This window comes from Chloroflexia bacterium SDU3-3 (assembly GCA_009268125.1).
Lineage (GTDB): Bacteria > Chloroflexota > Chloroflexia > Chloroflexales > Roseiflexaceae > SDU3-3.
Map to the genome: position 1 here is coordinate 1 of WBOU01000035.1, position 12,696 is coordinate 12,696.

Here is a 12,696-nt window from a genome sequence, read left to right on the forward strand (position 1 = left end):
ACAGAAAGTGACGTTAGCATGCGCCCACCGAGCATGCGCCCACTGAGCATGCGCCCACCGAGCATGCGCCCACCAGCAGCCCGCCCAGGGCGGCCCACGAGGCCCGCGCATGCGCCCACCGTGCATGCGCCTACCCAGCATGCGCGGTCGCCAGGTCGTCTCGCCCAGCATGCGCCCACTGAGCATGCGCCCACCAGCAGCCCGCCCAGGGCGGCCCACGAGGCCCGCGCATGCGCCCACCGTGCATGTGCCTACCCAGCATGCGCCTACCCAGCATGCGCGGTCGCCAGGTCGTCTCGCCCAGCATGCGCCCACTGAGCATGCGCCCACCAGCAGCTCGCCCAGGGTGGCCCCCAGCATGCGCCCACCCAGCATGCGCCTATCCGCATGCGCCCACCGAGCATGCACCCATGGTGGTCGCACTGGAGATCATTGAAACTCATCGCGTTCATCGCTGCTCAATGCGCTCAGTGCAGTGCGTTGTGTTTCATGGCTTCGCGCAGCGCTGCCTCCAGCTCGCCTCGTGTTTTGCAGGTGGGGGCCTGGTCGGAAGCTGAGGAGTTGGGGGGGGCGGGGGCCGCCGTAGGCGGCTCCCGCGCGTGGGGGCGGTCGAGCGCGGCAGGGCGTGAAGCGCAGGTGGGTAGGGGAGCCGATGGGGAATTGTTCGGCCTTTTGGGGTTGGTAGTGGTGATCGTAGGGGTAGAGATTGTCGTTTGGGGTGGGGCATTGGTGTGCGGTAGCGACGGTCGTCGTCGGAAGCCATGATCTCACGCTAATCTCAATCTAGTATCACTGAAATATCGCTTTTTTTCTCAGGGTCTTTTTCACTGAGGATGCGATCTCAGGGTATATATTGTTGGCGTCGTAGACGGTTTTGAGCGCGTTGTGATGCGGTGCTGTGAGCGTCACTTCCTCCCTAAAACCTCCCTAAAACCTCCCTATCTCTACTCCTAAAACCTCCCTAAAACCACCCCTATTTCTACCCCTAAAACCACCCCTATTTCTACCCGAGAACCCCGCTCCTCTCTGGCCCATGCAACAAATGTTTTTGCAACATTTGTTGCAGAGGCTGACCGCCGCGCCGTGGCCGTCGGTGCTTCGGTCCTGACCGACTTCGCCAAACGGCCCCGCCCGCGCCCGTTCCGTCTCCATCGCATCAGGAAAGTCTCAAAGCGTCTACGCCCGGACGGAATGAAAACCGTTCCCGCCTTACCACCGTCTCCGGTTACGCTTCTTGCATGCCGACCTATTGCACCCGACAACCCCACAGCGAACCCCACAGATCTGCTCTGTAGGGCCTCTCTGTGGGGTTGCTCTGTAGGGTTCGATGCCCAGCGCGGCAGTGCGGCGGGAGCGCTGCACCAGAGGCGCTACAACGTCCGGGCTGGGGCCTGGGGCTTCGCGCTGCCCAAATCGCTCCACAGGAGCGACGCTTCCGCGCCCTACGGGTTTGACCAGGCTCGACCCAGGCCCCAGCCCGGAGGCCCCTGCGGGGCCACGCGGCGTGCGCGCCGCGCCTCCCCCCCGCAGGCCGCGTGCTCGCTCTGGGGCCTGTCTCGCCGTCGGCTGCGCTGCTCCGGCTACGACAAACGGCCCCGCCACTGCGCGCTCGGCTGCGCCCGCCCCGACCGCTGCGGGTCGGCGGGGCTTGGGCTTCGGGCGTATCGCCCTCAGCCCCCGCAGGGGGGAGGCGTGGCAGCGGTCGCGCTCCAGCTGGAGGGCGGAAGGCTGGCGGAGGTGGTGAGCGTCGGGGTGGTCGATCTGCTGGCCTGGGCGACCTCGCACGCCGCGTGGCCCGTCCGCTTCCGCGTGGATGCGGCTCACGTCCGCACCGCCCGCACGGGCCATCGCGCATGGCGCGACGGGCTGCGCCCGCCCTGCGGGTGGCCACGGCGGGCGATGCTTCCGCCGCCGCGTTTTCTGCTATTTAAACCACGAATTGTTGCCATACTCAAGCAAGCATATAGTAGGTGTAGAAGGTGCTATTAATACAAGTACAGGGGATGGTTTATATAAACCATCCCCTGTACTTGTTATCTGAATTAAGGTGCTTATTTTTTCCAGAGAGATCCTATAATTAAAAAGATTGGTACAAGTACTTCTGGCCCTGTGTCGTTACGTATATGTATGATATATAATGCTGTTATTAGCAACAATATACTTAATACATAGCGCATACGATTAGGGTTGTTTCTGTTGCCGCCGTTGTTTTTCATGGTTCTTCCTCATACTAGACTACTGAGTGTTACAACTGGCTCAACAGGTTACTTGCTTTTTGCACTTATAATGCTATAATACAAATGCAAAACAAGCGTAGCGCTCCATCGCCAGACGTATGGAGTGCCCTGCTCAAGTCGTCCCACCCCGAAGCTTGCCGGCACGAGGGTGGGGCGACTTTGCTATTTTGTGGGAGTTAGCCACAGTTTTACGTTGAGAGTATACCACAGCGAAGATGCTTCGACAAGGCCGTTTTTTTTTTTGGCCCGAGTGTGGTGATCTACGACGCGACTGGGATCGTGAGCGATCAATGTTGGCACGTAAGAGAACATATGTCAATACATAACAGGTGCAAACTCTCTTGGGATCAGTTTTCTGTCTATAGGTTGCATTGCAACCTATAGACAAGAATACATTAGTGATACTGCTAAACGTATACGTTATTGATCGTATCCTACAACCGTATACGATTTTGGTTTTCGAAAACCATAAGAGTCTTTTTAAGATCATCTCATGTAAACACATGCATGTGTTTACACTGCGACTAAAACAAAAAACCCGTGTGATCTCAACCACCAGAAGGTGTGTTGCGATCCTCACGGGTTGTTCCCTCAGAGGTATCTACATGATCCCATAGGATATCCCTACTGAGATCTATGTGATCCCTATTTTACTAGAGGCCCCAGCCAGGATCTATAGTACGTACGTGCTAATCCTAGCCTAGTACCTTGCCGAGGTAGATTCGGTCAGATAGGCATAACCGCAACGCCAACTAGCCCGCCATTTCCGATGCCGATGCCCACCAGAGGGCTATTTTTGTCTAGGGGCGCATGCGTCCGACTTGGGGGCGACTTTGCCTCCGGCCTACCCCAGGTCGGCTCTCAGCTCGGACCCCCAGACAAAAATCACGCTTCCTCTGGTGGGCATCGGCATCGGAAACGCGCTTGCTGGTGGCTGCTATGCCTTTTTCGCTGTGTTTGGCGTCTCTCACTACTTTTCTTGGCGTAATTCGGCATGCTATCTGGCGTAACTTCCGTACTGACCTGCGCTTTTTCGCCAATATGAGCGTTGAGCGGTGCATATTACCTGTTAGCGAACGTTCTGGCTGGCTCTGCCCAACGGCCCTGCCTACGCCCGTTCCGTCTCCATCGCATCCCTACGCCCTTCATCCGTCCCCGCCCGGACGCTCGCCCGAGCGTTCCCGCCTTACCACTCCGGTTACGCTTCTTGCATGTCGGTCGCTGCGCGCTCATCTGCGACCTCCCCGTCTGCTTCCGCGTGGAGGTCGCAGGCGTCCGCATCGCCCGCGCGGGTCATCGCGCAAGGCGTGACGGGCTGCGCCCGCCAGCGCATTTTTTTGTGAGCAATCTGGCCTGGTGGGTTGTGTTGGTGGGATAGCTATAGTTATACTGGTGTTGGTGTATTTTGAACATAGGAGGATGTAATGCCAATTTTCAACCTTTTCTCAAAACGTCAGAAAATTGCACGTGGGGATGTGTCAGATGTATATACATACGATGATCTTCCACAGCATTTTAGAGTTCAGATTACCCAAATATGGCTTCGTGTTATCGGTTCTCCAACTGATTACCCGCAGGATCTAATACATGATACATATAAAGCCATTGTAGATACATTGTGTCATGAGTATGGTGGATATACTTTACCTAATTCTAAATATAGATATGATCGAACTATGCTAAATATAACAACGAGAGATTATTCTAGTGAACTAATTAGCTTTTTTTTAGAAGAAACCGATGTAGAAAGATTGATGGATGTCATTGAACTCACATTTGCAATTGTTCAAAATTTCAAGGGAAGAGATTATATGCATCGTACAAATACACATGATATCGTTGAAGATGCTATATACGAGTTGAATGCTAGATTTAAAGAGAATAGTGTTGGGTATCAGCTTGTAGAGGGTCGAATCGTTCGCGTAGATTCAGAATTTATACATTCGGAAATTGTAAAGCCAGCCTTACGTTTACTTAATAGTAAAAGATATTTAGGCGCTCAAGAGGAATTTTTGAAGGCACATGAACATTATAGAAATGGTCTTTCAAAAGAAGCTCTTAATGAGTGTCTAAAATCTTTTGAAAGCCTTATGAAGGCAATATGTGAAAAGCGTAGCTGGGATTATGATAGCAAAGATACTGCTATAAAACTTATAAAGATATGTTTCGAACATGGTCTTATACCAGAGTTTTGGCAGAATCAATTTAATTCACTAAGATCTTTGCTTGAAAGTAGTATTGCTACCGGACGCAATAAATTGAGTGGTCATGGCCAAGGCTTACTACCTACGGATGTCCCTGACTACCTTGTTGCTTATATGCTTCATATGACGGCCTCTACACTTGTGTTTTTGTGTGAAGCAGAAGCAGCTCTTGACTCATAGCTAGCCTTTTTAGGATTCAAGGTTATGTCATTTCAGTATTATGTTAATAATTGTGAAAGTTGAGAAATGATGAAAATATATTTAGTACGGAGATGACAATTGCATGATAGAGTATGGCATAACAAGCAGATGAGAAAAGCGAACAGCTTTCCTTTGGCGAGGAAAGCTGTTCCGACAGTCACAACGTTTGTGGCATAGCAACTGATCTGCACCGCTATGTTAGCATGCGTATTGTTGGAAAACAAGCTCAGTGATTGTCTCTTGTTTACTTGTTGCTAGCTTTTTGCTTCCATGAGTCAACAGGAGGGTGGGTATGAGTCCGTCGAATCCTCGCATTGCGTGGTTGGTTGCCCTTACGATGCTGCTGGCATTCGTTGTCATCTATGTCCAACCAACCTCGGCGCTTACCATTTTTCCCTATGTGACCGGCATGCTCGGAACCTATATTGGCTATGAGGTTGGCTTGTCTCGGCGATAGACTCGCATCCGATAACGTTCATTATCCAACACACAAACCGGCCCGTGGGCAGTACCCACGGGCCGGTTTTCGTCATGCGCTCGGTTAAACCTGGGTCAGATCGGCCAGGACTAAATCACAGCTTCCGGCGTGGTATTTGGAGCCATCGTCGGCCTCGGTCAGGCGGTAAAACTGGCCTGCATCGATCAGGTAGAGCGGCAGGCCGGTGCGGGCATCGTCGAGCCGGTAGTGCTGCTCCCCAGGAAAGAGCACCGCACAGCGCACCTCATGGCCGTCGGGCAATCTATACAGCGTATCATCATGCAACATGGGGGTTCCTCAGGGCTACGCGCTCCAGCTCATCGGCGAGGTGCTGCGCGGCGGTGTCCGCTAACAAGTCTACCACGCGGATAATGCGGGCCGCTTTCTGCTTACTGGTTCGCGGCATGCGGTACCACTTCGCCAAGACTTCGGGCGGTAGTGCCAGCAGGGCTGCCGGTGGTACGACCGACGGATCGAGCCGGGCATGCCGCAGCTCGTCGAGCTGCTCCTCGCGGCTCATGGCCTGCCAGCGGCGCTCCAGCTCGTCGCCGGTGATGTATTCGGGCCGTTCAATCGGCCCAAGGCCACTCACCAAAAACGTTTTTGCCTGGTCAATCAGCTCTTCGATGATCCCACTAGCGACGAGCTGGACACACCACGGCCAGGCGTCGAGCTGAATATCGCCGATCCCATCTCCCTCCACATCGAGGTTAATAAACGTCTCCCCATCCGTGCTGATCCGGCGCTCGCGCCACGTGGTCTCAATGAAGAGCGGCTCTCCCTCGATGTCGTACACGGCCAGTGTCCGTGTTCCGTCCTTCAGGTGTGCGTAGGGTTGCTTGCTCATCGCTTGCTCCTTTGATGCAATTCACATACTAGGTACCAGCTAGCATGTTTGTACTTTCTACAGCCGTGATTGTATATTCTATAAGTACATAAGTCAATTCACAACTATTTCTGTATATGCTACATTGACAATGAGGTGTATGGACCCTAAAATGTAGCCTGTGGGGAACCGTTGTACAATCGAAGCATGAAAGTGAGATCACAACTGCGCTTGCTCATTGCACAAAAAGAGCATCAAGAAGGGCAACGGTACTCACTACGTGCCGTTGTGAACGCTACGAAACCGTATACAGGAACGGGTAAGGGTGTCCCAATATCAACTATTCAAGGGCTGCTTAATGATGATTGGAATAGGCTAGATCGAGATTCGATCAATGCTCTATGTCAGTGGCTTGCATGTACGCCGGGAGATTTATTGAAGTTGGAGGGATAGCGCCCGCGTGGCTGGTACCCACCGGGCGCATGGTTGCTTTGAGCAAGCAAGCAACCATGCGAGTATACCATTTTGCCCATCAATGGACGTGTCCATAGTATCGTATACTGGCGTCCATGGACGAATGGATCGACATATCAGAAGCATCACGCCGCATCAAGCGGACGGATCGCCAAGTTCGGCGGTATGTAGAGAAGGGCCGTATTCGTAGCCGTCGGCGTGGGGCCTATGTGGAGTACCACGCAGGCGACGTTGATACCCTAGCGGCTGAACTGCCCCAGGATGAGCGCCCCCGCGCCGAGCCTCAGCAGCTTATGACACGGGGTGAAATGCTTGGCCTGGTCGAACGGCTCCAGCAGCAGCTCGCAGAAGCCGCCGCGAGAGAGGGATACCTACGCGCCCAGCTGGAGCAGCGGCCAGAGCTGCCAGACACCCAAGCGGTCAAGGATGATCTGGTGCAGGCCCGAGCTGAACGGGATGCGCTGCAACACCAAATTGATGCGTTGCAGCAGGGCAGCCGTAGGGCCTGGATACTTGCCCTAGCCGCGCTCGCTATTCTGGCTATCGTAGTCATTCTCGTCTTGGTGCTCCACTAAGAGGCCCGGACGGACGTCCGGGCTTCCTTGACATGTCCATACTGACGTCTATAGGCTTCCCTATCGGTGCTATACTGGCAAAAAATGAGGCCGTGGTGTGTCCGCACCACGGCCAGCGCTGGAAAGGGCTAACAGACCAGCGCCTAGCCACAGAATACCACAGCGGAAAGGGCTAACACAATGCTTCACCACTATGACGAACGCCTAGCGGGACACAGTGACCGCAGTGATCGCAACGACCGTATGACCCGCGTGGCCGCCCATCTGGCCATGCCCATAGCCACCCTGACCGGCCTAGTAGCCATGGCCCTGCTAGCCCGCGACACCTTCGACCCACTGGCCCGCGAGCGCGCCGCGCTTGAGTTGGCGCGCCAACAGCAGATCAACGTGCAGCTGGCCAGCTATGATGTATTCCTAGCCGCCGCGTGGCGCACGCTGCCCCTGGCCCTGGCCGCTGGCGCGGGCCTCGTGGCACTGATCCTCATCTACCGCCGGTGGGCCGACGTGGCCGCCGTGCAGGCGCACTACACTGTGCAGGCCCTGGCCGCTCGCTACCAAGTGCCCGTGCCCCACACTTTCACCTACAGCCCCCACACCAGCCAGGCGGCCTCACGCGCCGCCGACATGGCCCACGAGGCCCAGGCCAGCGCCCTGGCCGCCCTGGGCGCTCCTGTGGTTGCTGAGCCGGTGAGCGCGCCCAGCTTTGCCGAGCTGCTCACTGCTGGCCAGGTAGGGAAGGGCAACCCGCTGCTGCTGGGCGTTGACCTGACCAGCGGTGAGCCGGTGCACGGTTCCTGGCTCGATCTGTACAGCACCGCCGTAGCGGGCCTGCCTGGCCAGGGCAAGACCACGAGCCAGCGCTTCCTCGCTGCCCAATCGGCGCTGCACGGCGCGCGCTTCGTGGTGTGCGACCCGCACGCGGGCGCGGCTGATGACAGCCTAGGGGCCACGCTTGACCCGCTGCGCAGCACCTACCTGTGCGACGTGGCCGACACCGACGCCGCCATACTGGACGCCGTGCGGTATGTAGCCGACATCGGAGAGAAGCGCATACACGGCCAGGATGAAAGCCGCACGCCCGTGATTCTCTGGCTGGATGAGGCTACACGGCTATTGGCCCACAGCAAGATCGGCCCTGAGCTGGGCGAGCTGCTGGAGCGCATCGCCCAGCAGTACCGCAAGCGGTTTGTCTACGCCTCGATCAGCGGCCAGATCTGGACGGCTGACCGCTCAGGCGGCTCGGCCTTGCGCGACTCCCTGGCCAGCGTACTGGCCCACCGCATGAAGCGTAACCAGGCCCGGCTCATCCTGCCGACCGCCGAGGCCCAGCAGGTCGAGCGCCTAGAGCCTGGTCGGGCGCTGCTGTGGAGCGCCAGCGGTACAAGCCGCGTGCTGCAAATCCCCAACACCACTAGCGACGATATACGCCGCGTGGCTGGTCTACTCACGGCTGATGCCCCGGCTATGCCCCGGCTACACCATGTGGCCCCCACGGCTACGCCGACGGCTACACCAACACCAACGCCCATAGCCATCGGGATGCCAGCCGTAAGCCAACCCGTAGCCGTGGCTGATACGGCTACTATCCCATTAGGAAGCCCTACGATTGCCAGCCCAGAAGCGACCCGCGCGGCGGCGCTCTTCTTGGGCGGGATGACCCGGCCTGCCGACCTAGTGCGTGAGTTGCGCGGGGTATCGAGTAACCAAGGGGCTAAATACCAACAAGCTTTGATGGAAGTCATGGAATTGGTACGCATCGGCGTGGCTACTGGAACAGCCCGAGAGAGCATTACCAACTAAGGTAGCAAACACAGAGAAACCCGACACCGGTGTCGGGTTTCTCTATAAAGGCCATCAAAAGTATTGTGTCACAAATTCACATAATTCGGATAAAATCATAAAAAGTGTGGGTTTTTTACGAATCTCGATCAAGGGAGCGTAGGCGTGAAGGATCAAAAATGATCCTTGACAATCTACAATGTACCTATAGGTAAAAATTAGGGATCGATGCTGCAAAGAAACCAGAGAAAAGGTATTCTGATCCAGCTTGCAACATGCACCGATCCTTTGGTAGAATAGCTTCAAGTAAACGAACAGAGGTTCGATCCTAGTGCGCTACTTCTTGGCGGGAGACGCGCACTAGAACCAAACCTCTTTTTCCAACCAAACCAACAGTCATCATAGTGGGGACGGCCACGTCCGGAAACTGTCAGTTAGCACAAGGATTGTAGCGGTCGTAACACTTACTGTCAAGGTGTTACCCCCCCCCCTTTCTTCCTGCTATCGGCATAGTTCCAACACATACGGCCTCACCATGATGACCTGATACCGCACTTACTCCGCATTCTGACGGGGTTTGTAGGTCTACGACGGCATACCGCGCCGCCGCAGTCATCAAGGCAGGATCGTGACCACACAGCTCTATCACGCCAGCGCGCGCGGCCAGCTCGCCGCCGACACCACCAACACCACCGCATTCATCCGCTCGGCCATCCTCATGCCCGGTCGGCCAGCCCGCCTCAGCCGCATGAACGGAGCCACCGCAGCGCGGAAATACACCGAGATCACCGACCGCAGCTTTCAGCTCACCGAGGCCAGCCTGCAAGACCACGCCGCAGGCCGCACCACCTACGCCGCCAGCCTTGACCAGGTGAACCAGGCCCGCGCCGGCGCTATCGACGTGGATACCGGCGGACGCGCCGCTGTGGCTCGTGTGCTGGCCGCTGCGGCCCAGCTGGGACTCACCGCATGGGCCACGCTGGCCAGCACTGAGGGGGGCCACACAGGGGGCCACGTGTGGGCATGCTACGATGGGCCGACCGACGCCCTCGCAATCGCCGCCCAGCTCGCCAGCGTAGCCGCCCTCGCGGGCGCGGCTGATGCCGAGATCTGGCCGCGCAATCAGGGCATCCGGCTACCGTTCGGCTACCACTGGCGGGCACACACTTGGGGCCAGCTGCTCACCCAAGACGGGCAGCTCTTCGACCTGGACAACCCCGCCGAGCGCCGCGCCGCGCTGGCCTACGTGGCCACCCTACCGCGCAACACCACCCCACCGCCCCTCCCAGAGGCCCCCAAGCCCGCCCAACGCGCCCCGCTGGCCCCTGCGCCCCTCCAGGCCACCGAAAGCACTGTGGCCGCCGTGCGCGAGCGCTACAACGCCGCCCACCCGCTCGACGAACTCTTGCCCGAACTGGGGGCGCAGCGCACCCGCGACGGCTACACGTGCCCCTGCGGGGTCGCCCACACGCACGAGACCACACTGTTCATCAGCAAGCGGGGCAAACTCTTCAGCCTCTCCCCGCGCTGCGCGTGGTACACGACGCGGGGATGGGACGCCTTCGGCCTCTACGTGCTCACACAACACGGCAACGACGTGCGCGCCGCCCTGCGCACGCTCAACCCCCGCACCCGCGCCCCGCAGCCAGCCGGGGCCTGCTACCCACCCCACCCCGCCGACGGGCCGCAGCGGCCCGCCCAGCGCGCCCAGCGGGCCGCAAGCGAAGCCCAGCACAAGCGCGAGGCCCGCGCCGCCGCCGCCGCCGCCCAGCTCGCCCAGATCGACGCCACCCTACGGCTGGATGATCGGCTCCCCACCCGCGCCCAGCTCCTCGCCATGTTGCTGCTCGACCATGGCCACCTCCAGGTACGCACCACCAACGCCGCCGCCGCCGCCCAGCTGGCATGCTCTGAGCGCACCATCCAGTACGCCTTCCGCGATCTAGAGCGCAGCGGCTACGGGCGGCGCACCGGCGGGCGGGGGGGCGCAGCGCGGGCCAATGAGGCCGCCTGCTGGACATGGGCGGACGTTCCTAGGGTGCAAGTGGGCACCGCGGTGACTGCCCCACAGGGCGCGGTTTGCGCCCTAGATATATATAAGCATGATCATGATCTAACCCAAGAAGCTTGTGAGCGCCCCGCAGCGTCCCCCAGCGCCGTGCTCGCCCCCGAGGCCCTAGCCGCGTTCGATGCCTTCGACCTGGTGGAGGGGGGGGAACGCGTTCCCTCCCCCCTCGGGGAGCTGGAGCGGAGGGGGGGTAACGCGTTACCCCCCCCCTGCCTGCCTGCTGTCGAGGCCGCACCGCTCGCGCCCAGCGGGGGGCGCTCACAAGCTCAGGGGCTTGCGGATGCGTCCGTGCTGGTCGCGGCAGATGGGCGCGGCGAAGCATGCGCCAGCTTTGACCCCGCAGCGGCCACGCCGCCGCAGGGAAGCTATACGGGGCGCTCCAAGCATCTGGCCGATGTCGATACGATCTTGGCTGGCGTGGCGTGGCTGTCTGAGCACTACCGGGCCACGCACCCTGTGCCGGTGGCCGAGCCTGCGGAGGCTGCCGAGATACCCCCGCCGGTGCTGGCCGTCCCCCGTGCCCCGCGCCATGTCCGGTACCGCGCTACGCTGGCCACGCTGAGCGCGCTGGAGCTGGCGAAGGAGCTGCGCCGCCTGCATGCGGTGCTGCGCAGCCCCAAAGTGCGCGGGGCGTTCTGGGCGCGAGACTATGAGGAAAAGCGCGAGCTGGTGCAGCAGGAGATCGACCGGCGCGAGCCGGAAGCGCCTGCGGCCACCACTGGCTGGGGCGTGGTACGCGCCCCAGCCAGTGGTGGCCAGCCGGTGGGCGGGTACGGGCAGGCGGTATTGTTTGCTGGGAAAGAGTGAGTTTGGGAAGGGCTTCCTATGGTCGGGGGGCGTGAGCTGGTGGGTACCTTGGGAAGGGCTTCCTATGGTGGGCATGTCTCTGGTAGGAGTCTGGAACTCTCGTAGGAGTCTGGACTAGCTGGAGGTGATCGGGTTTGGTGGTGCCCGCGCTGGAGATCATTGAAAAGCATTGCGTTCATTGCGATACGGTGCGCTCGGTGCAGTGCATTGTGTTTCATGGCTCCGCGCAGCGCTGCCCCCAGCTCGCCTCTTTGCTTGGTAGGTGGGGGCCTGGTCTGAGGCAGAGGGGTTTGGGGGGGGCGGGGGCCGCCTACGGCGGCTCCCGCGCGTGGGTGCGGTCGAGCGCGGTTGGCTGTGAAGCGCAGGTGGGTAGGGGGAGCCGATGGGGAACTGTTCGGCCTTTTGGGGTTGGTGGCGGTGATCGTAGGGGTAGAGATTATCGTTTGGGGTGGGGCGTTGGGAGGCCCTGGGGGCGGTCGCCGTCGGAAGTCAAGACGTATCCAAAACGTATGCTAGACGCATCTCTGACGTATGGCTGTGCGCAGGGCTAAACGCATCCTCATGCGCAAGGTGCCTAGTCTGAGGCTGTGTGGTTGGGGGTGGGGCGGTCGAGCGTGGTGTGGTAGTGTGGTGAGCGTAGGTAGGGGGTGCATGCTGGGGAACCGTTCGGCCTTTTGGGTTGGGTAGTGCTGATCGCAGGGGTAGAGATTATCGTTTGGGGTGGGGCATTGGGGTGCGGTAGCGACGGTCGCCGTTGGAAGCCATGATCCGGCTACGATCCGCATTCAATTCGGGTATTATCTGGGGCTTTTTCCGCGCTCTATTCCGCGTTCTGCTCCGCTACCGTAGACGGTCGAGGTGGGCTGTGGTGTGGAACTGTATGCGTGGCCTGCCCATGATGGGGTCCCAACAACATTGGAACAGAAAGTGACGTTAGCATGCGCCCACCGAGCATGCGCCCACTGAGCATGCGCCCACCGAGCATGCGCCCACCAGCAGCCCGCCCAGGGCGGCCCACGAGGCCCGCGCATGCGCCCACCGTGCATG

7 protein-coding genes are annotated in these 12,696 nt (G+C 59.1%); 5 read left to right on the plus strand and 2 right to left on the minus strand.

Annotated elements, in window-relative coordinates; genetic code table 11:
* The first annotated feature begins 3,661 nt into the window (after nt 1-3,661).
* Nucleotides 3,662-4,621, plus strand: coding sequence for a hypothetical protein (locus F8S13_27290; protein KAB8139641.1), 960 nt, complete (start codon nt 3,662-3,664; stop codon nt 4,619-4,621).
* A 562-nt stretch (nt 4,622-5,183) separates the two neighbouring features.
* Here the strand turns inward: F8S13_27290 and F8S13_27295 are convergent.
* Complete coding sequence (locus F8S13_27295; protein KAB8139642.1) at nt 5,184-5,408, minus strand: hypothetical protein; 225 nt, start codon at nt 5,406-5,408, stop codon at nt 5,184-5,186.
* Complete coding sequence (locus tag F8S13_27300) at nt 5,398-5,967, minus strand: hypothetical protein (protein ID KAB8139643.1); 570 nt, start codon at nt 5,965-5,967, stop codon at nt 5,398-5,400. The genes F8S13_27295 and F8S13_27300 overlap by 11 nt, the downstream gene beginning before the upstream one ends.
* 186 nt (nt 5,968-6,153) lie before the next feature.
* Here F8S13_27300 and F8S13_27305 point away from each other — a divergent pair, with 186 nt between their 5' ends.
* From F8S13_27305 to F8S13_27320, 4 genes are all read left to right on the plus strand, one after another.
* Complete coding sequence (locus F8S13_27305; GenBank protein KAB8139644.1) at nt 6,154-6,399, plus strand: helix-turn-helix transcriptional regulator; 246 nt, start codon at nt 6,154-6,156, stop codon at nt 6,397-6,399.
* Between the two features lie 116 nt (nt 6,400-6,515).
* Nucleotides 6,516-6,995 carry a hypothetical protein gene (locus F8S13_27310; GenBank protein KAB8139645.1) on the plus strand — a complete coding sequence of 160 codons (480 nt, stop codon included), beginning with the start codon at nt 6,516-6,518 and terminating at the stop codon, nt 6,993-6,995.
* A 180-nt stretch (nt 6,996-7,175) separates the two neighbouring features.
* Nucleotides 7,176-8,795: a hypothetical protein gene (locus tag F8S13_27315; GenBank protein ID KAB8139646.1), complete on the plus strand. Its 1,620-nt coding sequence runs from the start codon at nt 7,176-7,178 to the stop codon at nt 8,793-8,795.
* A 607-nt stretch (nt 8,796-9,402) separates the two neighbouring features.
* Nucleotides 9,403-11,649: a hypothetical protein gene (locus F8S13_27320; protein KAB8139647.1), complete on the plus strand. Its 2,247-nt coding sequence runs from the start codon at nt 9,403-9,405 to the stop codon at nt 11,647-11,649.
* Nucleotides 11,650-12,696: the final 1,047 nt, after the last annotated feature.

Bases quoted from the DNA above. Each gene is read 5' to 3' on its own strand.
- F8S13_27300 (KAB8139643.1), bottom strand. From the start codon at position 5,967: ATGAGCAAGCAACCCTACGCACACCTGAAGGACGGAACACGGACACTG.
- F8S13_27305 (KAB8139644.1), top strand. From the start codon at position 6,154: ATGAAAGTGAGATCACAACTGCGCTTGCTCATTGCACAAAAAGAGCAT.
- F8S13_27295 (KAB8139642.1), bottom strand. From the start codon at position 5,408: ATGTTGCATGATGATACGCTGTATAGATTGCCCGACGGCCATGAGGTG.
- F8S13_27310 (KAB8139645.1), top strand. From the start codon at position 6,516: ATGGACGAATGGATCGACATATCAGAAGCATCACGCCGCATCAAGCGG.
- F8S13_27315 (KAB8139646.1), top strand. From the start codon at position 7,176: ATGCTTCACCACTATGACGAACGCCTAGCGGGACACAGTGACCGCAGT.
- F8S13_27290 (KAB8139641.1), top strand. From the start codon at position 3,662: ATGCCAATTTTCAACCTTTTCTCAAAACGTCAGAAAATTGCACGTGGG.